This window comes from Peptostreptococcus russellii, assembly GCF_003012055.1.
Classification (GTDB): Bacteria; Bacillota; Clostridia; order Peptostreptococcales; family Peptostreptococcaceae; genus Peptostreptococcus; species Peptostreptococcus russellii.
The window spans coordinates 57038-82734 of the sequence record NZ_JYGE01000003.1 but is presented as its reverse complement, the minus strand read 5'-3'; the positions used below and the strand labels follow the sequence as shown (position 1 = coordinate 82734).

Here is a 25697-nt window from a genome sequence, read left to right as displayed (position 1 = left end):
CCAATCCTTATATATATTAAATCTATCAATTTTTTAAAATCCACTTTTTATATTTTACTCTATAATCTATGTCTATGCTAGCTCTTTCAATATTTATTATCTCTTTTATATTTGCCAACTGCTTCGATAGCTATTAGCTTTTTATTATTCTTTGCATTAATCTATTATAATCTATTTTCATAAAAATAAAAAGCCATTGTAAATACAGATACAATCTATATTACAACAGCTTTTTAATAATTATTAATTATAGTTTATACATTACTATCTTGTTATAGCACCACTTGATGCTTCTACTCTAATTTTTTCTCCACTCTTAAGCTTGCTTGTTATATTCTCTACTGATACAACTACTGGAGTCTTTAAGTTTATTCCTGCTATTGCAGCATGTGATGTCATTCCACCTGTTTCAGTTACTATTGCACTAGCTTTTTCCATGTACTTAACCATTTCTCTATCTGTTCCAATAGTTACTAATATATCACCTTCATTGAATTCTGGGCAATCTTCACCTGGCTTTACAACTCTTGCTACACCTTCTACTGCCTCATCACCAATTCCTATACCTCTACCTAAAAAGTCTGCTATTACACTTACCTTTATTAGATTAGTCTTTCCAGTCTTACCTACTGGAACACCTGCTGTAACTACAACAGTATCACCAGAATTTGCAAATCCTGCCTCTCTTGTAGCTAAAATAGAAGCCTTTACAACTTCATCAGTATTTTCTCCTAGTTCGCTCTTAACTGGATATGTTCCCCAGTTTAGTGATAATTTTCTCATTACCTTATCACTCTGAGTTGCCGCTATTATTGGAGCTTGTGGTCTAAACTTTGATACCATCTTTGTAGTATATCCTGAAGATGTACAAGTAATTATAGCCTGAGCCTCTAGATCCATAGCTGTAGTACAAGTTGCATGACTTATAGCATCTGTTACAGTTATTCCTCTATTGTATGCATATTTTGCCTCAACCTTGTATTCAAGTGTTTCTTCAGTTCTTATTGCAATTCTATTCATTGTCTTAACGGCTTCTATTGGATATTTACCTGCAGCTGTTTCACCTGACAACATAATTGCATCTGTACCATCATAAATAGCATTTGCAACATCAGCTACTTCAGCTCTTGTGGGTCTAGGATTTCTAATCATAGAATCCATCATCTGAGTTGCTGTGATTACAGGCTTAGATACTTCATTACATTTTTTGATTATCATCTTCTGTACTATTGGAACTTCTTCACTAGGTATCTCAACACCCATATCTCCTCTTGCTACCATAATACCATCAGATACCTGTAGTATAGAGTTTATGTTTTCAACGCCCTCTTGATTTTCTATCTTAGATATAATCTGAATATCTGAAGCATTGTTTTCTTCTAATATTTTTCTTATTTCTATAACATCAGCCGCTTTTCTTACAAAAGATGCTGCTATAAAATCAATACCTTGTTCTATACCAAACTTTATATCAGATATATCTTTATCTGTAACTGCTGGTAAATTTATTACTACACCAGGTAGGTTTACTCCCTTTTTAGAAGAAACTTTTCCTGAGTTTTCTACAACTGTAATTATATCATTTCCCTTTATTTCTACTATCTTTAAAGCCACTAGACCGTCATCTATAAGTATAGTATCTCCTAGTTTAACATCATCTACCATACCCTTATACGATACTGTACATCTTTCTTTATTACCTATACAATCATCCATTGTAATTACAAACTTTTCGCCTTCTTCTAGTATTATTGATTCTTCAAAATCTCCAGTTCTTATTTCTGGTCCCTTTGTATCTAATAATATTGCGATTGGCTCATTTAATTCTTCTCTTATTCTCTTTGTACGGTCCATTCTTATCTTGTGTTCTTCATGTGAGCCATGAGAAAAATTGAATCTACATACATTCAAACCATTTAATACCAGCTGTCCCAATATTTCATCTGAATCTGTAGCTGGACCCATTGTACATACTATTTTAGTTTTCTTAAATTTTACCATCATAATCACCTCTAATTTAAACTAAATTGAGCTTATCAAATAACTCGCCTATACTCAATTTTATATCTTCATAATACTCTTCTCTGTCAATTTATATAATCTGACAACTATATAGATAGAACCTTTGCCATTTCATATATATCTACATCGAACTCTTTTTCCATTGATAGTGCTTCTTCAATATCCATATCTATAATCTTATTGTCTTTCATACCCACAACTCTAGCTGATTTACCTGCTATTAAAAGTTCCACAGCTTTATTTCCAAGTCTACTTGCAAGTATTCTATCAAATGATGATGGAGAGCCACCTCTTTGAACATGTCCAAGTACAGTTACTCTTACATCGGCATGATCTTCTTCTGTTAATATTTTCTTAAGAGCCAAAGCACCACCATCAATATCAGCACCTTCTGCTAATACTATTATGCTGTGTTTTTTTCCTCTTTTTTGTGTTGTCTTTAATTTATTTACTATTTCATCAGTTCTTATTTCCATCTCTGGAACTATAATCGTTTCGGCACCACCTGCAAGGCCTGAGTAAAGCGCTAAATCCCCACAGTTTCTACCCATTACTTCTACAATATTTACTCTATCATGAGAAGATGAGGTATCTCTAATCTTACTTATAGCATCTATTACAGTATTCATAGCTGTATCAAATCCTATTGTATAATCAGTATAAGCAAGATCATTATCAATAGTGCCAGGTATGCCTATAGTGGCAACCCCAAGGTTACTAAGCATCTTTGCACCTGTAAATGATCCATCTCCACCAATTACAATTAAGCTTCCTATTCCATAGTTTTCTAAAATCTCTACGGCTTTTTCTCTTCCTTCTGGAGTTTTAAACTCATCACATCTAGAAGATTTTAAGACAGTACCGCCTCTTTGAATAATATCTCCTACTGAAGATAAATCCATCTCAACAAATTCTTCGTCTAAAAGCCCTTTGTAGCCCTTTTCAATTCCATAAACCTTATATCCATAATATATAGCAGTTCTAACAACAGCTCTTATAGCTGCATTCATTCCTGGAGCGTCTCCTCCACTAGTTAAAATACCAATTGCTTTCATATATATCTTCCTCCTATTGCATTAGCAAATAACCTAATCTATAACTAATTTACTCAAATTACATAACAATTTAATATGCAATCCATTTTTCTAGGGACATATAAAGTCCCCGCCGTACACTCAATAGCCCATAATGGTTAAAAAAATATTGGGATTGCATCTTTTGTTATTATAACATAATATAAGGATTTAAAGAATAGCTTTACCATATTTTTACATTAATTTTAGGAGTTTTTGCCTTTTTAAATAAGGATATTGTTTTCATAGTATGATTTTAATTTATTATATCTATTTTATGAAACTAAATAAAGATTCTTTTATATTCATAATTGTTATATTTTTTATATAAAAAAAAGACAGTAAGTTTAAACTTACTATCTATTTTTTATTTTTATTTAATTATCACATCTGATTCTGCTAAAAAATTAATTAGCTCATCTTTTACTTTTTCATCTGCATAGACTCCTAGTCCTGATAATTGATATGTTTTCTTGCTTCCATTTTTGTTTTCATCAGTCGGAAATAATACCACAGTATCTGTTCCTTGATTATTTCTAATAACATCATAAATTTCATTTACCAATTCTTCATTTTGCATAGAGTCTATTCTTATAAATAATTTTCTACCTGTTCCAAGATTTCTTTTTTTAGTATTATAATATCTAAATCCATTATCTTTTTTTTCCTCAAATGGACTATCATCTTCTATATCCTTTATACTATTTGCTATAAAAGATACATCATCATCTCCTCTAACACTAGTTTTTCCCTTTACTAAAATTATTGAATCCTCATTTAATAAATTTTGGTACTTTTTCAATACATTTGGAAATACTACCATATCAATACTTCCATACAAATCTTCCACTGTTATAAATGCCATTAATTCATTTCTTTTAGTGCTCAACATTCTTTTTCCTATAATCATTCCACCAATAATATTTTCTTGATCATTTAACTCTTGAAGTTTTTCTGGTTCTTCTCTTAGTTTATTGATTTCTCCATTGTCTATTGATGTTTTTTTGGAAAGCACTTCTCCATATTCCGCCAAAGGATGTCCTGTAACATATACCCCTAGCACTTCTTTTTCCATATCCAGCTTTATCTTTTCTTTATATTCAGGAATAAATTTAAGAGGAGCTTCTTCTTCTATTGTCTCTTCATTATTATCTGCTGCTATTTCAAATAAAGATATTTGACCTTCAACATTTTTCTTCCTATCACTATTAATACTTTCAAGTAAATCCTCAAAACCAAACATAAGAGTTGCTCTATTTTCTCCCATAGAATCAAATGCTCCACACTTTATCAAGCTTTCAATTACCCTTTTATTTGTTAGTTTTGAATCTAGTCTTTTAAGCATATTGGTAAAGTCTGTAAATTCTCCAGCAGCTTCTCTTTCTTTAACTATACTATCAATTACATTTGAACCAACATTTTTTACTGCTGCCAAACCGAATCTAATACATTTATCATCAACAGAGAATTTTGAGTACGACTTATTTATATCTGGTGCTAAAACATCTATCCCTATTGCTTCACATTCCCTGATATATTCTACAACCTTGTCCGTATTTCCCATTACTGAAGTCATAAGAGCTGCCATAAACTCTACTGGATAGTAAGTCTTAAGGTAAGCAGTTTCATATGCCAAAACTCCATATGCAGCTGCATGTGATTTATTAAAGGCATATTTCGCAAAATCTATCATATCATCAAATATCTGATTGGCTACATCTTCAGGAACTCCATTCCCAACACATCCTGGAATTTCTGTATTTCCGTCAGCATCCAATTTCCCATATATAAAGTACTGACGTTCCTCTTCCATTACATCCATCTTCTTTTTACTCATAGCACGTCTTACAAGGTCACTTCGCCCAAAGCTATATCCACCTAGGTCTCTAACCACCTGCATTACCTGTTCCTGATAAACAAGGCAGCCATAAGTAACTTCAAGTATTGGCTTTAATTTTTCATGCATATAAGTTACCTTTTCAGGGTTATGCTTGCATTCTATATAGGTTGGTATAGAATCCATTGGGCCTGGTCTAAATAAGGATATTCCAGCCACAATATCTTCAAAGCTATTTGGCTTTAACTGTTTCATGAAGTTTCTCATACCGCTACTTTCCAACTGAAATACCCCCAGTGTATTTCCTTGAGACAGCTGTTCAAAAACCTTTGGATCATCATATTCCATCTTTGAAAAATTAATATACTCAGTATATCCCTTCTTTTCTCTATTAAGCTCTATAAGGTCTAGTGCATCTCTTATAACTGTCAGTGTTCTAAGGCCAAGAAAGTCCATTTTCAAAAGACCCAACTCTTCAAGCGTAGTCATAGTAAATTGAGTTGTTATCGAGTCTTGATTTTTATATAGGGGTACATACTCATATACCGGATTTTTAGATATTACAACACCCGCTGCATGAGTAGATGCATGTCTTAACATACCTTCCATTTTTTTAGATGTATCAATTATTTCCTTAACCTCTACATCACTTTCATACATACTCACAAGGTTTGGATTGATATCAAAGGCTTTATCTATAGTCATTCCTAGTGCAAATGGAATTTCTTTTGCTATAGAATCTACTTTATTGTAAGATACATCCATTACTCTTCCAACATCTCGAATAGCTAACTTAGCCCCCATAGTACCAAAAGTAATAATCTGAGCTACATGATCTTTTCCATACTTTTCTTTTACATAATCAATTACTTCTTCTCTTCTTTCATAGCAAAAGTCTATATCTATATCGGGCATAGTAACTCTTTCAGGATTCAAAAAACGCTCAAACAATAAATTATATTTAATAGGATCTATATCTGTTATTTTAAGAGTATAGGCAACTATTGATCCTGCTGCTGAACCTCTTCCTGGTCCAACCATTATATTATTTTTCTTTGCAAAGTCTATAAAATCCCATACTATAAGAAAGTACTCTATATATCCCATACCAGATATTACATTTATTTCATATTCCAATCTGTCTATTTCTTCTTTTGTTGGCTCAGTATATCTTTCATAAAGCCCTTCATAACATAATTTTTTCAAATATTCTAAAGGAGTGAGACCATCTGGTACATCAAAAGATGGAATATGGTAGGTATCAAAATCAAACTCAACATTACACCTATCTGCTATTTTTAGAGTATTATCAATTGCCTCTGGAGCAAATGGAAATAACTCTTCCATTTCTTCTCTAGATTTTATATAAAACTCATCATTTGGAAACTTCATTCTACTAGGATCATCTATAGTCTTTTGCATCTGTATGCACAGTAATGCATCATGATTCTTAGCGTCCTCCCTATTTACATAATGAGAGTCATTTGTGGCTACCATTGGAATATCCAGTTCTTTTGATATTTTAAGTATTCCAGCATTTACTTCTTTATCTTCTGCCAGCTTATGATCTTGTATTTCAAGAAAGAAATTATCTTTTCCAAATATATCCCTATATTCAAGTGCTAAATCTCTAGCCAAATCATAATTTCTTTGTAAAAGTGCCTTTGGAATTTCACCATTTAAACAGGCTGACAAACATATTATTCCATTGGAATACTTTCTCAACTGTTCTTTATCTGTTCTAGGTTTATAATAAAATCCATCTACATAAGAATCGGATACTATTTTTATTAGATTCTTATAACCTTCATTATTTTCAGCTAATAATATAAGATGCGATGAGTACTTATCTAGATTAGGGTCTTTGTCTGTCATAGATCTTGACGCTATATAGACTTCACAACCTATTATTGGCTTTATACCTTCTTTCTTACAACTTTTATAAAAATCAACTACTCCAAACATAGAGCCGTGATCAGTAATTGCACAAGAAGTCATTCCAAGCTCCTTGACCCTTGGAATAAGCCACTTTAGCCTAGAAAACCCATCTAATAAACTATATTCTGTATGAACATGTAAGTGAGAAAAATCCCTATTTTTCTTCTCTATAACACTTTCTTCAAGATCTTCATTATTTATTATATTTCCCATTATTTCCTCCTTTCTTAACTCTACACTTTCTATTTAATCTCTTTTATTTTTAATTTTTTAATAAATTCCACTAATAACTCTATCTATCAAAATATTTTGTAAATAACTTATCTTTATTTTAATGTCTATGAAATACTATTTTTCTTGCTTTTTATTTCAAGCATTTACTCCAAGTCTATCAATCATCTTTACTATATCATTTTTATAAAATATATTCACCATACTATTATACACTTAGTTTGTAAAAAATGCCTAATTATAAGCTTAAATCCTAGAATTTATTCAAGGCAAAAAAATAAGTCGCACTGGACCTATCTAAATAGCTCTTCTGGTGCGACTTGATCTCTATAACGATCTGCAATCTCTTCTATTTTCTTAAATCTATGATTAACTCCAGATTTTCCAAGTGGAGGATGTAGATTTTCTCCCAATTCCTTGAGGCTCATATCTGCATATTCCATTCTCAGCATTGCAAGCTCTTGTAGGTTTGCTGGTAACTTACTTATACCTATCGTCTTTTGTATTATTAGTATACTTTCAACCTGTCTTACTGCAGCATCTACTGTTTTAGATAGGTTCGCTGTCTCACAGTTTACTATTCTATTTACCTTATTTCTCATATCTTTGACTATCTTGGCATTTTGAAGTACAAACATAGCACTATTTGCTCCCATTATTGTCAAAAGATCTGAAATTTGTTCACTCTCTTTAAGATAAACTACATAATTATTCTTTCTTTCAACTATCTTGCTATGAAATCCCATAGAATTTATTAAATCACTAAGTTCATAGGAATAATCTTCATTGTTTGTTACAAACTCCATATGATAATTTTTTTCAGGATCATTTATAGATCCACTGCCTAAAAAAGCACCTCTTATATAGGCATTTGCTTCATCGGCCTCTCTTACAATTTCTGAAGGAACATCATTTCTTGGGAAAAAACTATTTCCACTTTTTAATATTCCTAGCTTAATCAATAAATCACTTGCACCCATTTCTGGTGTTACAGTCAGTACATAGCTATTATTTCTTTTTAACATTTGATTTTTATTTACAGTGATACTAGTATTTATATCGAAGTTGTTTTTTAATATCTTAAACACTTTTCGAGCTATTGCATTTAACTCAGTCGTAATTTTAAGGCTTATCTGCATATTTCCAGATAACTGTATAGTCCCTGAGTTTCTTACTATTGCGGAAAGTTCAGCCAAATCTAAACGTCTTTCTTTATTTTCTATTCTGGATAATTCACTTTTAGTATCTGTTGAAAAAGACATTATCTAGCATCCCTCTTGTTTTCTTTTTCTATTTCTTTCAGGGCTACTTTTATTATTTCTTTTTCATCATCATATCTAGCAATATCCAAAACTCTGTCAATATGTACGAACTTGGCTTCTACAAATCCTTCTTCCCTCTGTGGTACTGTATCCATATTTTTAGTATGCATTAAATACCAAAAAACTATTTTATGAACTCCCTTTTGTTGGTCCCAGTTTTCTTTATAAGTGTAATGTATTTCCCCTAGGTATTTTACTATACTGGCTTTTACTCCGGTTTCTTCTTTTACCTCTCTTAAGGCAGTCTGTTCATGATTTTCACCTTTTTCGACTTTACCCTTAGGTAAAACCCAGTCCCCGTTATATTTTCTCAGTAGCAATATAGTATTACCAAGGACAACTACACCTCCTGCACTTATCTCTTCTCTCATAATATCACTCCTCACAAAATCAAATGTTATTTGTATAGCTGTGCTTTATTGCTATTTTCATTACAGAGTTAGATACCAACTCTGCATCATGTCTTATATATCCATTTTTTATCTCTATTAACTTCTGTTCTACATATGTAATTCCCATTCTATTTAGTTCATCTTTTTGAGCATCATCTAATAACACTAATTCCGCTCCATCATTTGCGTATCTTTCAAACACTCCTACTGGAAGTTTTTCATTATTTGAAACTACATAATCTATAAAATTAATGCCCGCGTGTTCTATCAAAACTTTTACATGATCTAAAACATCTTTTCCATCTGTTTCTCCTGGTTGGGTCATTATATTACATACATATATCTTAGGAGCCTTTGTAGTTGAAAGAGCATCCACAACATCATCCATCAATATATTTGGAAGGATACTTGTATACAGACTCCCTGGTCCAATTACTATTGCATCCGCATTTTTTATGGATGCTATTACCTCATCCAATGGTTTTACATCTGTTTTATCCAGACTCATTCTTTTTATCTTTGTTTCCATTTTTTTTGCTTCTGTAGGTATGTTTGATTCTCCTTTTATAACCTCACCATTTTCTAGCTCAGCTACTAAGTTTATATCATCCATTGTAACTGGAAGTACTTTACCAGTTATAGCAAAAATTTGACTCATCTTATATACTGCTGTTTCAAAGTTATCATAAAGCCCAGTCATAGCAGCTATAAATAAGTTGCCAAAACTCTGTCCTTTTAGGGCTCCTTCTGGAAATCTATACTGCATCACTTCATTCATAGTCGGTTCAATATTTGCAAGAGCCAAGAGACAATTTCTAATATCTCCTGGTGGTAACATTCCTAAATCCTCTCTAAGTGCACCAGATCCTCCTCCATCATCTGCAACAGTTACTATTGCTGTGATATTCTTGGTAACGTGCTTTAAACCTCTCAGAAAGACTGACTGTCCAGTTCCACCACCAATTACAACTACATGTGGTTCAAATATTTTCTCCTCTATTTTTTGAAATGTCATTTGACTTTGACGTAGTGTTTTTCTATATAACTTTAAAAATTTATATGAAACATAGATAGCTATAATAAATGCCACTACTCCTAAAAATGCAAGAAGTGACAATACTAATTCTATGCCGCTTAACTGTATCTGCATTTTCTTCCTCCATTAATCTAACTTTGAATCTCTGTGCTTCTTTACAGCTCTATATCCATGTTCACACAAATAGTCATAAGTATAATTAGTAATGGTAACTGATCTATGTCTTCCACCAGTACATCCTATTCCAATTACTAAATGTTGCTTGCCTTCGTTTATATACTGAGGAATCAAAAAGTCTAACATATCAAATAATTTATCCAAGAATTCATGACTAATTTCTGAATCCATAACAAACTCCCTAACTTCTTGATAATCACCAGTCTTTGGCCTTAACTCAGGTACATAGTATGGATTAGGTAAAAATCTTACATCAAATACCAAGTCGGCATCAATAGGTAGTCCATATTTAAATCCAAAAGAAACCACTGATATAGTGATATTTGGACTTTCAAGTCCATCCCCTGAATCATACATACTTGCTATTTCTGCCTTTAAGTCCTTTGGTTTCATATTACTAGTATCTATTATCATATTAGAATATTTCTTCAAAGGCTCCATTATTACTCTTTCTTTCTTTATACCATCTGGTATCTGAGCGTTTACAGCTAAGGGATGATTTCTTCTAGTCATCTTATATCTTTTTATCAATACATCATCATCACAATCTAAGTAGATCATATCATACTTGTAATTTGCCGTGCTCAATTGCTCTAAAGCAATATTTAAAGCTTGAAAGAACTCTCTTCCTCTTATATCTATTCCCAAAGCTACTTTATCAATATTTGAGCTTGCCTGAAAGAAAAGTTCTGCAAAGTTTATTATTAATGCTGGAGGCAAGTTGTCCACACAGTAAAATCCCATGTCTTCCAATGCATTCATCGCTTCACTTTTTCCAGATCCAGACAGGCCTGTTACTATTACAAACTTCATTATATTTCCCCCAATCATTTTATTATATTTTTATATTTACAATTCTTCTAAGATCTAGTTGTGCTTCTTTTGCTATTGCTAGAGCCTTTTCAAAATTGCCTATGTTTTCAGGATCATGAGCGTCTGATCCTATATAAAACTTTATATCTCTATCCTTTATCTTTCTTATCATATCAGCACTTAATCTGTTATGATGTCCGTTTATTTCAAGTCCTGTAGATGTCTCTTCAGCAACTCTGGCTATCTCATCTATATCAACTCTTCCCTTATCTCCAGGATGAGTAATATATAGTAAATCATTATTCTTCATAGCATTTACTATAGCCCTTGTATTATATTTTTTAGAAAACAAACCTTTTGTAATAAAGTTATCTATATGGTGAAGAAGTGACTTTAAAGATGTCGGTTTTGATCCAAAGTGATATCCTGCTAGAATATAATCAAAATATTTTTTCATATCCTCTGGCATATCAATTTTCCCGCTATCATCTAATATATTACACTCCATTCCCATCAATATTTCTATTTGTGGATATTTCTTATTTAATCTATCAATTTCATCTCTTTCTTTTTTTGCATTTTTCTTAGAAAGACCATAAAATGAATGATTAAATCCATGCTCTGAAATTCCTATTGTATCCAGCCCTTTTTCCAAGGCTACGGATACATTATCTTCAACCTTACCTGTTGCATGTCTTCTGTTGTCATTACCACCACAGCTAAATAAAGTGTGGTTATGGTAATCTGCAAGAATCTTCATCAGTATTCACCTCCAGATTACTCTTTATCCTCCCCGATAATCTTTACTTCCTCTTCAAGCTGTACGCCATGAGTATCGTAAACGGTACTTTTCACATGCTCTATTAGACTTATTATATCATTAGCTGTAGCCTTATTGCTATTTATAACAAATCCAGAGTGTTTTTCAGATACTTGTGCACCACCTATTGATACCCCCTTAAGATTTGAATCTTGTATCAACTTACCTGCAAAATATCCTTCTGGTCTCTTAAAAGTAGATCCCGCACTTGGATATTCTAGTGGCTGCTTACTTCTTCTCTGATATGCTAAATCAGCCATTTTTTCTTTTATTTCTTCATAGTTTCCTTTTTCTAATTCTATAACAGCAGATATTGCTATTTTCTTTTCATCAGTCAGTCTACTATGTCTATAACCAAAATTCATTTCCTCATTAGTATATTCAGTTATATTACCTTCACAGTCCATCAGTCTAGCTGACTTTACTATATTTTTCATTTCGCCACCATATGCTCCAGCATTCATTGCAAGTGCTCCACCTAAAGAACCTGGTATTCCTGATGCAAATTCAAATCCAGTGAGAGACTCTTTCATTACCTCTCTCCCTATTACTGATAATAATGCTCCTGTTTGAACTGTTACAAGCTTTCCATCTATTTTATAATCGCTGAAGTTATCTGCTAGTTCTATCACTAAACCTCTAAATCCACCGTCTTTTATTAATATATTAGTGCCGTTTCCCTTTACAAAGAATGGTAATTTATTTTCTGTAGCAAGTTTAAAAACTGCTTGTATTTCTTCTTCTGTTGTCGGTCTAACCAATATATCTGCTGGACCGCCTACCTTAAAAGAAATATGATTTTTCATTGGCTCATCTATAAATATTAAATCTTCATTTAGTATTCTTTTTAATGATTCGTATACTTCCTTCTTATCCATCATGTCCTCCTTTCGTATTTTAAACAATACATACCAACTTATATAATATCTAAAATAGCTAAAAATAACAATACTTTTTGTGTTTTATTTTTCTTTATTTTCCTTTATTCTCTATTACATCTGTTAATTTGTTAGAAAATTCTATTGCAGCATCATTTCCTAGCTGTCTTTGTCTATAATTCATAGCTGCTACTTCTAAAACCATAGCAACATTTCTACCTGGTTTTACAGGAACAACTATTTTTTCTACCCTTGTGCCTAATATATCTTCATAGTCCTTATCCAAGCCCAATCTATCGTAATATTTTTCCGGATTCCACATCTCAAGATAAGCCACTAAGTCTATCCTTTTTCTAGGGTTTATACTTCTGGCACCGTACAGACTCTTGATATCTATTATTCCGATGCCTCTAATTTCTATATAATTTTGAAGTAATTCTGGTGCTTGACCTGATAAAACTCCGTCATCTGATCTTTTAATTTCTACTGCATCATCTGCTACTAATCTATTGCCATTTTGTACTAACTCAAGTGCAGTTTCTGACTTTCCAATACTACTTTCTCCCTTTATCAATACTCCAACACCATTTATATCCACCAAAACTCCATGAACTGTTTGTCTTGGAGCCATTCTATCTTCTAGATAAGTAGATAGCTTATTTATAAATCTTGTTGTTTCCCTTTTTGTTGAGCAAACAATTGTAGATGTTTTTTGAGCCCATTTATAAAAATCTGGTCTAAGTGCCATATCTCTTGTTACTATTACGATTGGTATATCATATGAGAAATATTGACGTAGTGTATTTTCTCTATCTTCATCTTTAAATATTCCAAAAAAAGTATATTCTGTTTTTCCAATTATTTGTATCCTTTCTGGAGTAAAATAATCAAAATAACCTGCAAGCTGTATACCAGGTCTGTTTATTTCTTTTTCTGTTATAATTGTTTTTTCTGCCTTACCTTTTGGAGAAATTATCTCTTTTAAATCCAAATTATCTATTAAATCTCTAACCGTTACTTTTTTCATAACTATTCCTTTCAGATATTATTCAAATAAATAAAAAGCTATTTTCCTTTAACTCTAATTTTACCTAACCTTTTTAAGATGCAAAGCTATATTTTTAGCTAGCTGTTCATTTATTCCTTCTACCTTCATTATTTCTTCAATAGAAGCCGTTTTTATGCTATCAATATCTTTAAATTCAAGAAGAAGAGCCTTCTTTCTTTTTGGACCTACTCCAGGCACATCATCTAGTGCAGATTTTGTCATTTTCTTATCTCTTAGACTCCTATGATAAGATATTGAATAATTATGTACTTCTTCTTGTATACCTGCTACAAATCTATATAAACTTGTAGTTTTATCTAGGTCTATACTTTTCTCTATATTTGTAAGCCCCTTTGTTCTATGCTTATCGTCTTTATACATACCCCAAAGTGGAATATCTTCATCATTAAACTTCATAATCTCTTTTACGGCTGATACTTGCCCCTTACCACCATCTAGCAAGATAAGGTCTGGTAAATTTCCATATTTTAGCCTTCTATCCAATACTTCTGACATAGATGCATAATCATCTGGACCCTCTACTGTTTTTATTTTAAATCGCCTATATTCTTTTCTATCTTTTACTCCATTTGTATATACGACCATTGTACCTATAGAATCAACGCCCTGAATATTGGAAATATCATAAGACTCTATTCTATGAAGAGGTTTTTCTATTTCAAGTAACTTTCTCAACTCTTCAAGGGCTCCTATGCTTCTTTCATACTTTTTCTTGTTTAAATCATCAAATTTTGTCAAATATTCATCAGCATTTTTTCTTACCATCATTACCAATGCTCTTTTTTCACCTTTTTGTGGAACTCTTACGTATACATTGTTTCCCCTTTTATTAGAAAGCATTTCTTCTACAATTTCCATATCCATAAAATCTTCTTCTACAATTATTTCTTTGGGTATATACTCTTGTTTCATATAAAACTGCTTAATAAAAGATCCTAAAATTACAGACCTTTCACTATCTTTTACTCCCTCTAACATAAAATTTTCTCTACCTGATATTTTACCATTTCTAATGAAAAATACCTGAACACAAGCCTCTTCATCAAAGTTTGCCATAGCTATAACATCTTGATCTGTATCATTTTGAACATTAGATATTTTCTGCCTTTCTATTACATCTTTAAGACTTGCTATCTTATCTCTGTAATCTGCTGCCTCTTCAAAGTCAAGATTTAAGGATGCAAGCTTCATTTTTTCTTCTAGTAAATCTATTAAATTCTCCTCTTTACCAGATAAAAATAAAAGTATTCCATCAATCATCTTCTTATACTCTTCTTTTGAAACTCTACCAGTGCAAGGTCCGACACATCTTTTTATATGATAATTAAGACAAGGTCTAGCAGAATTTTTTATTGCTTTTTTTATATCTATATTACAAGTTCTTATAGGATATATATTTTTGATTATATCTAAAGTATCATTTACTGCTGTGACATTTGTATATGGTCCAAAATATTTTGCTCCGTCTTTTAGTACTCTCCTAACCTTCATCACTCTAGGAAAATCTTCTTTAACGGTAACCTTAATATATGGATATGTCTTATCATCTCTTAATAAAATATTATATTTAGGCTTATATTTTTTTATTAAATTGCACTCAAGTATTAAAGCTTCCAATTCAGAATCTGTCATAATATACTCAAAGCTATCAATATGTTTTACCATTGACTTAACTTTATCTGAATGATTTTTAGACGATTGAAAATATTGCCTCACTCTATTTTTTAATGATACAGCCTTTCCAACATAAATTACTTTTCCTGCTTTATTTTTCATCAGATATACTCCTGGACTTGCAGGAAGTGTCTTTAAATGTTCCTTTATATCAAACAATCTATTCACCATCTTTTCAAATAATTTAACTTTCTATATTTTTAATTTTAAAAGCATACTAATTTTATCTTTTTTATTTTTTTGAAATACTTTAATTTTTATAAAATATTGATTCTATTTAAAGTTATTCATCTCTTTATTTTTATTATCCTTTACTTATCCTTCATATGCTAGCTTAAAAATAGGCCTAGAAATATACTTAGAATAAGCTTTTTATTTTTTCTTACTTTATACTATATTATACACTAAAATATATAATTTTTATATATCAAAAAGGACTGATAAATACCAGTCCTTTTAACTTTTTTTACTAAATGAACAGTGATTAAAGATTTCTCTATTTAAATATCATCTTTGACAGATATTGACCAGTATAGCTTTCTTTTACCTTTGCTATTTCTTGAGGTGTTCCAGTGGCAACAATTGTTCCACCTTGACTACCACCTTCTGGTCCCAAATCAATAATATGATCCGCTGTTTTTATTACATCTAAATTATGTTCTATAACTACTATTGTATTTCCAGTATCTGCTAGTCTTTGGAGTACCTCTATCAACTTCCTAACATCTTCAGAATGAAGCCCTGTAGTAGGTTCATCTAATATATACATAGTCTTTCCTGTTGGCCTCTTACTCAACTCTGTAGCAAGCTTAATTCTTTGAGCTTCTCCTCCTGATAACTGAGTAGACGGTTGACCTAGTTTTATATAAGAAAGACCTACATCCATTAATGTCTCAAGCTTTCTTTTGACGCTTGGTATATTTTCAAAGAACTCTAAAGCCTCTTCAACATTCATATCTAATACATCTGATATGCTCTTATCTTTATATTTTACTTGTAGTGTTTCCCTATTGTATCTTTCGCCCTTACATACTTCACAAGGTACATAGACATCAGGTAAAAAGAACATTTCAATCTTTAATATTCCATCTCCCTTACAAGCTTCACACCTGCCGCCTTTGACATTAAAGCTAAATCTTCCTTTTTTATATCCTCTTGCTTTGGCTTCATTTGTAGATGCAAATAAGTCTCTAATCATATCAAATACGCCTGTATATGTAGCAGGATTAGACCTTGGTGTCCTTCCAATAGGGCTTTGATCTATATTTATTATCTTGTCAATGTTTTCTATGCCAGTAATATCCTTATGTTCTCCAGGTCTCACTCTAGATTTATTAATTTTGTGAGCTAGACCTTTGTATAAAATCTCATTTACCAAAGTTGATTTTCCAGATCCAGATACTCCTGTCACACAAGTGAATTTACCTAGTGGAAACTTGACATTTATATTTTTCAGATTATTTTCCCTTGCTCCTTTTATTTCTACTAATTCTCCATTTCCTTCACGAATAGCATCTGGCATTGGAATTGTGATTTTTCCACTTAAATACTTACCTGTAATAGAATCTGGATTTGCCATTATTTCATCGACATTTCCTTTAGCAACTATCTCGCCTCCGTGAATACCTGCCGCTGGACCTATATCTACTATATAATCTGCAGCCCTCATAGTATCCTCATCATGCTCTACTACTATTAAAGTATTACCTATGTCCGTCAAGGTTCTTAAAGTTCCTATCAGTTTGTCATTATCTCTTTGATGAAGACCTATACTTGGCTCATCTAAGACGTATAAGACCCCTGTAAGTGCTGAACCAATTTGAGTTGCAAGTCTAATTCTTTGTGCCTCTCCACCTGATAGTGTTCCTGCTTTCCTAGATAGTGTAAGGTAGCCAAGTCCAACATTTTTTAAAAAGCTTGCTCTTTCCCTTATTTCCTTTAAAATATCTTTTGCTATGAAAGTCTTTTTTTCACCTAGCTTTATGCCTTCAACAAACTCAAATAGCTCTTCCACTGATAAATCTGTTACCTGCATTATATTTTTATCATTTATTTTTACAGCCAAGACTTCTGGCTTTAATCTATTCCCCTTACACTTTGGACAAGGCTTTTCTGCCATAAAATCTTCTAATCTATCTCTCATTGCTTCTGAGTGTGTTTCTTTATATCTTCTATCAATATTTACAATTACACCTTCATAATAGTTTTTATATTCTTTTAATCCTCCAAATTTCGAATCAAACATAAATGATACTATTGTATTTTCTTTTCCATATAGTAATTCTTCTACAAAATCATCAGGAAGGTCCTTAAAAGGAGTGTCTATAGATACTTTGAATTTGTCACAAAGTGCTAGAATCATCTTTGAATAATATGTATTATCATTTAATCCATTTGTAGACCAAGCTGCTATAGCCCCTTGTTTTAGGCTTAATTCTTTATTTGGTACTACCAAGTCTATATCCACTTCCATACTCTCTCCAAGTCCATTACACACCTCACAAGCCCCAAATGGCGCATTGAAAGAGAACATTCTTGGAGAAAGTTCTTCTATTCCTATTCCATGATCTGGGCAGGCAAACTTTGTCGAAAATAATACTTCCTTATCCTCTTCACCATCTCTGCCAAGTTCTTGAATTATAACTAAGCCTTCAGACAATTTTACAGCAGACTCTATTGAATCCGCTAATCTAGTTTCTATTCCGTCCTTTACAACTATTCTGTCAACTACTACTTCAATAGTATGCTTCTTATTTTTTTCTAGATTTATCTCATCTCCTATATCATAGTTTTCTCCATCAACTCTAACTCTGACATAGCCTTCCTTTTGAATATATTCCAATGTTTTTTTATGAGTTCCCTTTTTCCCTCTAATCATTGGAGAAAGTATCTGTAATCTAGTTCTATCCTTATATTCCATTACTTTATCAACTATTTCTTGCACAGTCATTTGACTTATAAGTCTATCACAGACAGTACAGTGTACATCTCCTACTCTTGCAAACAAAAGCCTTAAGTAGTCATAGATTTCTGTTACTGTACCAACAGTAGACCTAGGATTTTTCGATGTAGTCTTTTGGTCAATAGATATAGCAGGAGATAATCCTTCTATAGAATCTACACTAGGCTTATTCATTTGACCTAAAAACTGCCTAGCATATGATGAAAGACTCTCTACATATCTCCTTTGCCCTTCTGCATATATAGTATCAAAAGCCAAAGAGGACTTTCCAGATCCAGATAGTCCTGTAAAAACAATGAATTTATTTCTTGGGAGTGTGAGATCAATATCTTTTAAATTATTTTCTCTTGCACCTTTTATTATAATTTGATCGTTCAAGTTATTCCTCCTTATATATTATTAATTTTTCTTGTATTTATCCATTTAAACAAGAACACTCGTGACAAAAGTCATGAGTGTCTTGATTAGCCTATTATATTACTACCTTATTTTGATAGATTTAAACTATCACAATTTTATATATAAAACTTCAATTTTTTAATTCTATAAATAAACAATAAATAAGTATAATAAATTTTAATATTACAATTTTTTTTCTAACTGCATAATTTTATCTCTAATTTTTGCCGCTTTTTCAAACTCTAACTTTTCCGCTGCTTCCATCATATCTGACTTTAGTACTATTATCATATCGCTTATTTCATTTACATCCTTCAATTTTTTTACATCAATTGAATCATATGAGCTTTCTTCTTCGGCTATCTTAGTTGCTTCTATGCTATCTCTTATTTGCTTTGATATAGTCTTTGGAGTTATACCGTGCTTATCATTATAGTGACTCTGAATTTCACGACGTCTTTCTGTCTCCGATATAGCTCTTTGCATGGAGTCAGTTACCTTATCTGCATACATTATTACTCTTCCCTCTGAATTTCTTGCTGCACGTCCTATAGTCTGTATTAGTGAGGTTTCAGATCTCAAGAATCCTTCCTTATCAGCATCTAATATTGCTACTAATGATACTTCTGGAATATCCAATCCTTCTCTCAAAAGATTTATACCTACTAATACATCAAACTTACCTAATCTTAAATCTCTTATTATTTCTGTTCTTTCCAGCGTAACTATATCAGAATGTAGATATTTTACTTTTATTCCCAGTTCCTTTAAATAATCTGATAAATCTTCACTCATCTTCTTTGTCAAAGTTGTTACCAGAACTCTTTCACCTTTTTCTATATTTTTATTTATTTCAACAATTAAATCATCTATTTGATTTTCAACAGGTCTTACACTTATTTTCGGATCTAAAAGTCCTGTTGGTCTTATAATTTGTTCTGCAAACTCTTGACTATGCTCCATCTCATATGGACCTGGTGTTGCAGTAGTAAATAAGATCTGATTTATATTTTCTTCAAACTCAGTAAAGTTTAATGGTCTATTATCATAAGCAGATGGAAGTCTAAAGCCATTATCTATCAATGATTTTTTTCTAGACTGATCTCCAGCATACATACCTCTAACTTGTGGTATTGTTACATGAGATTCATCTACTATAATAAGGTAGTCATCTGGAAAGAAGTCCATTAAAGTATACGGCTTGTCTCCTTTTTCCCTACCTGTAATATGTCTAGAGTAGTTTTCTATACCTTGACAGAAGCCAATCTCTCTCAACATTTCTATGTCATAATTTGTTCTTTGTTCTATTCTTTGTGCCTCTAACAACTTATCATTTTCTTTGAATTTTTTGACAGTTTCTGCCAACTCTTTTTCTATAGCTACAATTGCCGTTTCAATACGTTCTGGAGTTGTTACATAGTGGGATGCTGGAAATATAACGACGTGATTTCTCTGTCCTGAAACTTTACCAGTAATGTAATCTATCTCTGTTATCCTGTCTATTTCATCACCAAAAAACTCTAATCTAATAGCTCTTTCATCATTGCCAGCTGGAAATATTTCCAGTATATCTCCTCTAACTCTAAATGTTCCTCTAACAAAATTTATATCATTTCTTTCATACTGTATTTCTACTAATCTTTTTATTACTTCATCTCTATCTCTTATCATTCCAGGTCTTAAAGACAACATCAGTTCTTTATAATCTTCTGGATCTCCCAAACCATATATACAGGATACTGATGAGATTATAATAGTATCTCTTCTCTCAAGTATTGATGCTGTGGCTGAATGCCTTAACTTATCTATTTCATCATTAATACTTGCATCCTTTTCTATGTATGTATCACTATGTGCTACATAGGCTTCTGGCTGATAATAATCATAGTAACTTACAAAGTACTCAACAGCATTTTCTGGAAAAAATTCTTTAAATTCACTATAAAGCTGTGCTGCTAAAGTTTTATTATGAGCCAGTATCAATGTGGGCTTTTTTACATTTTTAATGATATTTGCCATTGTAAATGTTTTTCCTGATCCAGTAACTCCTAAAAGAGTCTGAAATTTATTACCTTTTTCTATAGACTCTGAAATTTTTTCTATAGCCTCTGGTTGATCACCTGTAGGCTTAAAATCTGAAACTAACTTAAAATCCATTATTATTTCCTCTTTTTATTATCAATATATTCTATCATCTGTATGGCTAGTTCTCTATTTACACTACTTTCAATATTGAAGAAATACTCTTTGCCCCAATCACTCTTCAAATAAAGACACTCTTCACCATCTTTATTCATTAATTCTATCTTTACTATATCTTCAATAGGTATATCTAATTTTGTAACCTTCTTTGGCATACTTCCATGAAGGCTCTTTCTACTATACTCGGCAAAAAAAGTTTCCTCAGTCAAGTATATAGTATACAAGTCAGGAACTGGGCCAGACATTTTATTGTGTCCCAAAAGAGAGTTTGCAACCATGTTAGTACCTAGATTTGTACGACTCAACTTTCTATGTGTTGTAAAACTAACTAAAACATTTTCTTCATTATATTTTGCTGTCATAACTACACCTCCATTAAAATTCTTCTTTACTCTATTTTATCATATATTTCAAACATTGTATTTACTTTTCATATATTGTAAAATAGAGTGTAACTAATTGAATAGGAGGTTTCAAAATGGAGAATCAGTTTAAATACAAGAATTTATTTACGATTTTTATTATGTTTGGAGTAGTATTGGCTATATCGCTAAATGCAAAGGAATTTTTAGCTAGTAGCTCAAGTTTTTTAAGTGTTTTTAGACCTTTATTTTTGGGATGTGTAATTGCTTTTATTTTAAACATTATGGTATCTCTTTGGGAAAAAATATACTTTCCAAAATCTAAAAATAAATTTGTACTAAAAAGTAGAAGGGCTATTTGTATACTTCTGTCTTTCCTATCTATAATACTTATTTTATACCTGATTTTTATGCTGGTTGTACCACAGCTAATCAAATCAATGTCAGTTTTTACAGATAAATTTCCTGAATTATATGACGATTTAAGAAGTAGGACTATCGAACTTTCTAGTGCTATTCCTGGTCTTCAAGAAAAACTTTTATCATCTGACAAGACTGGACAAGAAGCTATTCAAAAGATATTGAAAACAGCCTCTCTTTGGACAAACAGCATATTTAATATTATAGGATCTGTATTCACATTAATTGCCAACTTTGTAATGGCTGCAATTTTATCTATATATATTGTTGGTAGCAGAGAAAAATTGGGTAGACAGTTTGATAAGCTATTTAAAAAAATAATACCTAATAAGTTTTTAAAGAAAATCTATTATGTATTAGAGATTGCAAATTCAACATTTGCCTCTTTCTTTGCAGGTCAATTTATAGAGGCGATTATACTTGGCTCCTTATGTGCACTTGGTTTATTTATTTTTGGTTTTCCATATGCAGCAATGATCGGATCTGTTGTAGGACTTACAGCCTTGATACCTTTGATCGGAGCATATATTGGTGGTCTATTTGGTTTTTTCATGATTTTGACACAGAGTTCACTAAAGGCCTTCCTTTTCATTATTTTTCTAACAGTGCTTCAGCAGATTGAAGGTAATGTAATATATCCAAAGGTCGTTGGAGGATCAGTTGGACTTCCTGGAATTTGGGTTTTAGCATCCATAATTATAGGTGGCGGACTTGCTGGAATTGTTGGGGTCTTCTTTAGTGTTCCAATAGCTGCTACACTATATAAAATACTAAAACAATATGTAAATAAAGATTCAGGGTGTAAGCTTGAAGAAAAGAAAAATTAGTATAACTAGTATATAGTATTGATTTACTTATATAAATTTTAAAGCTTATACAAAGTAAGAAGGGACATACAATCGTATGTCCCTTCTTTGCTGATTAAATTTATAGAAAAAGTTTCCTATATAGCATTTTAATGTTATTACTATTTATATTCTTTCATCAATTTTTCAAATATTGGAAGAGCTTTTTCACACTTTTCAGTTTCAACACAGTATGATAATCTCATATATGCCTTTGAACCAAATCCATCCCCTGGAACGACTAACATATCATATTCTTTAGCTCTGTCAGAGAACTTCTGAGAATCCCCATCTGGTGCCTCTATAAATAAGTAGAATGCTCCACCTGGTTTAGCTACATTATAACCTAATTTTGTTAATCCATCATAAAGAATATCTCTATTTTTCTTATAAACTGTAAGATCCGGCTCTACATCTACACATCTTTCTATTACCATCTGGAATAATGTAGGTGCACACACATAACCTAGTGCTCTAGCAGCTCCACCACAAGCAGCCATTACCATTTTATCATCTATCTTATTTGGTACAAGAACATATCCTATACGTTCACCTGGAAGTGAAAGTGATTTAGACCATGAATAACATACTATTGTATTGTCATAATAGTTTGGTAAAAATGGAACTTCTAATCCATCTATTAATACCAATTCTCTATAAGGTTCATCAGTTATTAAATAAATTGTATGCCCATATTCCTTTGATTTATTAGATAGAACTTCTACTAATTTTTTTATTTCATCCTCTGAATAAACAACTCCTGATGGGTTGTTTGGAGAGTTTACAACTATAGCCTTAGTGTTAGGAGTAATTGCATCTTCTATTCCACTAATGTTCAACTGCATATCTGCCTGAGCAGGTACTAAAACTTGTTTTGCTCCCTGCTGTTGTATAAAAACAGTATACTCTGGGAAGAAAGGTGCTAACACCATAATTTCATCATCAGCTGAAGAAATTAAAGCCTTAAAAACTATGCTTAGAGATGCCGCTGCACCACAAGTCATTAAAAAATTATCTAGTGTATAGTCTGTACCATATCTTCTATTTAAATTATCTGCTATAGCTTTTCTAGTTGCATTAAGACCAGCACCTGAACTGTAGCTGTGATATACCTTAGGTGGATTATTCTTAATTATATCTACTATAGCATCCTGTACTTCCTTTGGAGCTGGAACACTTGGGTTACCCAAACTGAAGTCTAAAACATTTTCCGCCCCTATTTCTTCTGCTCTAGCTGCACCAAATCCAGCTAACTCTCTTATTACAGATTTTGCTGTACCTAACTTTACCATTTCTTGAGAAATCATATTGCTACCTCCTAAAGTACTATATAAAATTTCCTATGCTTTACTTTCAATCTCCACACTAAACCATTGAAGTAAATATATTTTAATAAATTCTATTCTATTTTAATTGTATTTTTATTTTAAATTATATTTATATTATATTTAAGCCTATACTTTAATATCTCTTAATATTTATTCAAGAGTATCTTCTATTGTCTTACCAACCTTAGCAAACTTACTTATAAGTGTAAGAATCACTGAGCAAGCTACTGCTGGAACTATCCACTCAAAACCGAAGTTAGCAAGCGGCAAACTCTGTATAGCTGCTGTTGGACCTGCCAACAAGTTACCACCTCTCATTACTGATGCAAGATTTAAACTCTGTACAAGTGATACTGCAAATGCACCTATAACTGCTCCTGTATATGTCCAGTTATATTTAATTTTACTATTAAATAATGACATTAAGATCAGTACTATTATTACTGGGTATATAGCTGATAAAATTGGAACTGCTATTGATATTATTCCATCAACTCCTAGTAAAGAGATTACAAATGAAATTATAACAGCAACTGTTACAACATGCTTATACTTTAACTTACCATCAGTTATAGTTGAGAAGTAGTTACCACAAGTAGATGTTAAACCTGTAGATGTAGTTAAACAAGCAAGTGCAACTGCAAGTCCCATAAACACTTTACCAACATTACCTAACATAAGTTCAACCATTCCTATTAGAAGAACTGTTCTCTCAGTGTCTCCATCAAAGAACTGTCCAACTGTTGCTCCTGCATAAGTTAATCCACCATATACTAATGCTAGAAGAACAAATGCTACTAAACCTACCTGAAAACTTGCCTTTAGTTGAGTTTCTCTGTCTTCATATCCACGTCTAATTAAGTCTGATATAACGATACCCGCCATCAATGGAGACCCCAATGCGTCCATTGTCTGGTAACCTTCCTTAAAACCTAATGTAAATAACTTAGTTGTTTCAGTAGTAACCATTTCTGCTGGAGGATTTACTATTGAAGTTATAACTATAAAAGCTAGTATAACTAATAGACATGGAGTAAGGTACTTACCTATAATGTCTATTACCTTACTTGGATTCAATGTTATATAAAACGTTATTGCAAAGAATACCAAACAAGTTAACCAACTTGGTACAGCTGGAAATAAAGGTCTTATAAATATTTCATGTGTTGTAGCACCTGTTCTAGGAACCGCAAAGAATGGTCCTATTGTTAAAATTGCTATTGTACCTACCAACTTGGCAAACTTAGGACCAACTCTTTTACCAAGATCGTCCGCTCTACCACCTAACTTAGCTGTTGCAATAACACCTAGTATAGGTAATACTGGGTCTGATAGTAAAAATGCAATCATTGCAACATACCATCTATCCCCTGCCAATACACCTAGATATGGTGGGAATATTAAGTTACCAGCCCCAAAGAAAATTGCAAATAATGCAAAACCACAAATAATTATGTCTTTCTTTTTAATTTCCATATTCTTTCACCTTTTTCTAAAATACTCAGCAAAGTGCTTTCCATCAAAGCACATCACGCCTTTAAATTGAAGTAACCAACTTCCTAACAAATAGCTATAAACTTTTTCAAAAGTCTATAATTTTAACCAATGCCTCAATCAATAGTCTAGCCAACTTATTATACAGCCTAATATCAAACTTTAAATTGTGCGGAGTCAAAAGCTGTAATAGTCAAATAAACTAAGAGGAGGTCTAAATTTGGAAGATCTAGTATTTGGCCAATAAATATAATAATCTTTACATTACATATGGGATTTACATACTTGTATACAAGGACCTTACATCTTCCCTATCTACAAATATCATATCTAAACTAAAAATCCCTCTAAATATTTGCTAATACTTTAAATAAAACTAAACTTAAAAGATCTAGCTTTAATA

At 31.9% G+C, this 25697-nt stretch carries 17 protein-coding genes; 1 reads left to right on the top strand and 16 read right to left on the bottom strand.

All coding sequences use genetic code 11. The features are described from left to right. Window positions 1-264 precede the first annotated feature (264 nt). The 14 genes from pyk to UF10_RS02425 form a co-directional block, all read right to left on the bottom strand. Window positions 265-2004, bottom strand: a complete 1740-nt coding sequence (pyk, locus tag UF10_RS02490) for a pyruvate kinase (RefSeq protein WP_207654559.1) — start codon at window positions 2002-2004, stop codon at window positions 265-267. Window positions 2005-2108: 104 nt separating this feature from the next. Next, window positions 2109-3077 (bottom strand): 6-phosphofructokinase, encoded by a 969-nt coding sequence (gene pfkA, locus UF10_RS02485; RefSeq protein ID WP_106776242.1) that lies wholly within the window; start codon window positions 3075-3077, stop codon window positions 2109-2111. Window positions 3078-3468: 391 nt separating this feature from the next. Beyond that, a complete protein-coding gene (locus tag UF10_RS02480) occupies window positions 3469-7083 on the bottom strand; it encodes a DNA polymerase III subunit alpha (RefSeq protein WP_106776241.1) in 3615 nt (1204 codons plus the stop codon). Between the two features lie 311 nt (window positions 7084-7394). Further along, complete coding sequence (whiA, locus tag UF10_RS02475; RefSeq protein WP_106776240.1) at window positions 7395-8363, bottom strand: DNA-binding protein WhiA; 969 nt, start codon at window positions 8361-8363, stop codon at window positions 7395-7397. Next, window positions 8363-8794, bottom strand: a complete 432-nt coding sequence (locus UF10_RS02470) for an NUDIX hydrolase (protein ID WP_106776239.1) — start codon at window positions 8792-8794, stop codon at window positions 8363-8365. The genes whiA and UF10_RS02470 overlap by 1 nt, the downstream gene beginning before the upstream one ends. Window positions 8795-8813: 19 nt before the next feature. Next, window positions 8814-9965 (bottom strand): gluconeogenesis factor YvcK family protein, encoded by a 1152-nt coding sequence (locus tag UF10_RS02465; RefSeq protein WP_106776238.1) that lies wholly within the window; start codon window positions 9963-9965, stop codon window positions 8814-8816. Window positions 9966-9977: 12 nt separating this feature from the next. Next, window positions 9978-10841: an RNase adapter RapZ gene (gene rapZ / locus UF10_RS02460; RefSeq protein WP_106776237.1), complete on the bottom strand. Its 864-nt coding sequence runs from the start codon at window positions 10839-10841 to the stop codon at window positions 9978-9980. Window positions 10842-10863: 22 nt separating this feature from the next. Further along, a complete protein-coding gene (locus UF10_RS02455) occupies window positions 10864-11601 on the bottom strand; it encodes a PHP domain-containing protein (RefSeq protein ID WP_106776236.1) in 738 nt (245 codons plus the stop codon). A gap of 17 nt (window positions 11602-11618) precedes the next feature. Continuing rightward, a complete protein-coding gene (gene murB, locus UF10_RS02450) occupies window positions 11619-12539 on the bottom strand; it encodes a UDP-N-acetylmuramate dehydrogenase (RefSeq protein WP_106776235.1) in 921 nt (306 codons plus the stop codon). 94 nt (window positions 12540-12633) lie between these two features. After that, a complete protein-coding gene (gene hprK, locus UF10_RS02445; RefSeq protein ID WP_106776234.1) occupies window positions 12634-13566 on the bottom strand; it encodes an HPr(Ser) kinase/phosphatase in 933 nt (310 codons plus the stop codon). Window positions 13567-13626: 60 nt separating this feature from the next. Beyond that, the gene (gene uvrC, locus UF10_RS02440) at window positions 13627-15441 is read right to left on the bottom strand and encodes an excinuclease ABC subunit UvrC (RefSeq protein WP_106776233.1); all 1815 of its coding nucleotides are present in this window, start codon (window positions 15439-15441) and stop codon (window positions 13627-13629) included. Between the two features lie 337 nt (window positions 15442-15778). Next, window positions 15779-18622 carry an excinuclease ABC subunit UvrA gene (gene uvrA, locus UF10_RS02435; RefSeq protein WP_106776232.1) on the bottom strand — a complete coding sequence of 948 codons (2844 nt, stop codon included), beginning with the start codon at window positions 18620-18622 and terminating at the stop codon, window positions 15779-15781. A gap of 204 nt (window positions 18623-18826) precedes the next feature. Beyond that, window positions 18827-20800 carry an excinuclease ABC subunit UvrB gene (uvrB, locus tag UF10_RS02430; protein WP_106776231.1) on the bottom strand — a complete coding sequence of 658 codons (1974 nt, stop codon included), beginning with the start codon at window positions 20798-20800 and terminating at the stop codon, window positions 18827-18829. Between the two features lie 2 nt (window positions 20801-20802). Then, window positions 20803-21207, bottom strand: a complete 405-nt coding sequence (locus tag UF10_RS02425) for a hypothetical protein (RefSeq protein WP_106776230.1) — start codon at window positions 21205-21207, stop codon at window positions 20803-20805. 116 nt (window positions 21208-21323) lie between these two features. Here UF10_RS02425 and UF10_RS02420 point away from each other — a divergent pair, with 116 nt between their 5' ends. Continuing rightward, complete coding sequence (locus UF10_RS02420; RefSeq protein ID WP_106776229.1) at window positions 21324-22454, top strand: AI-2E family transporter; 1131 nt, start codon at window positions 21324-21326, stop codon at window positions 22452-22454. Between the two features lie 140 nt (window positions 22455-22594). Here UF10_RS02420 and UF10_RS02415 read toward each other — a convergent pair whose 3' ends face one another. Next, the gene (locus UF10_RS02415) at window positions 22595-23779 is read right to left on the bottom strand and encodes a pyridoxal phosphate-dependent aminotransferase (RefSeq protein WP_106776228.1); all 1185 of its coding nucleotides are present in this window, start codon (window positions 23777-23779) and stop codon (window positions 22595-22597) included. Between the two features lie 171 nt (window positions 23780-23950). Continuing rightward, the gene (brnQ, locus tag UF10_RS02410) at window positions 23951-25276 is read right to left on the bottom strand and encodes a branched-chain amino acid transport system II carrier protein (protein ID WP_106776227.1); all 1326 of its coding nucleotides are present in this window, start codon (window positions 25274-25276) and stop codon (window positions 23951-23953) included. Between the last annotated feature and the right edge of the window lie 421 nt (window positions 25277-25697).

Coding starts and splice junctions, on each gene's coding strand:
- UF10_RS02420 (WP_106776229.1), top strand. CDS start 21,324: ATGGAGAATCAGTTTAAATACAAGAATTTATTTACGATTTTTATTATG.
- UF10_RS02470 (WP_106776239.1), bottom strand. CDS start 8,794: ATGAGAGAAGAGATAAGTGCAGGAGGTGTAGTTGTCCTTGGTAATACT.
- whiA (WP_106776240.1), bottom strand. CDS start 8,363: ATGTCTTTTTCAACAGATACTAAAAGTGAATTATCCAGAATAGAAAAT.
- pfkA (WP_106776242.1), bottom strand. CDS start 3,077: ATGAAAGCAATTGGTATTTTAACTAGTGGAGGAGACGCTCCAGGAATG.
- UF10_RS02415 (WP_106776228.1), bottom strand. CDS start 23,779: ATGATTTCTCAAGAAATGGTAAAGTTAGGTACAGCAAAATCTGTAATA.
- UF10_RS02465 (WP_106776238.1), bottom strand. CDS start 9,965: ATGCAGATACAGTTAAGCGGCATAGAATTAGTATTGTCACTTCTTGCA.
- uvrB (WP_106776231.1), bottom strand. CDS start 20,800: ATGGATTTTAAGTTAGTTTCAGATTTTAAGCCTACAGGTGATCAACCA.
- pyk (WP_207654559.1), bottom strand. CDS start 2,004: ATGATGGTAAAATTTAAGAAAACTAAAATAGTATGTACAATGGGTCCA.
- UF10_RS02480 (WP_106776241.1), bottom strand. CDS start 7,083: ATGGGAAATATAATAAATAATGAAGATCTTGAAGAAAGTGTTATAGAG.
- UF10_RS02455 (WP_106776236.1), bottom strand. CDS start 11,601: ATGAAGATTCTTGCAGATTACCATAACCACACTTTATTTAGCTGTGGT.
- murB (WP_106776235.1), bottom strand. CDS start 12,539: ATGGATAAGAAGGAAGTATACGAATCATTAAAAAGAATACTAAATGAA.
- rapZ (WP_106776237.1), bottom strand. CDS start 10,841: ATGAAGTTTGTAATAGTAACAGGCCTGTCTGGATCTGGAAAAAGTGAA.
- brnQ (WP_106776227.1), bottom strand. CDS start 25,276: ATGGAAATTAAAAAGAAAGACATAATTATTTGTGGTTTTGCATTATTT.
- hprK (WP_106776234.1), bottom strand. CDS start 13,566: ATGAAAAAAGTAACGGTTAGAGATTTAATAGATAATTTGGATTTAAAA.
- UF10_RS02425 (WP_106776230.1), bottom strand. CDS start 21,207: ATGACAGCAAAATATAATGAAGAAAATGTTTTAGTTAGTTTTACAACA.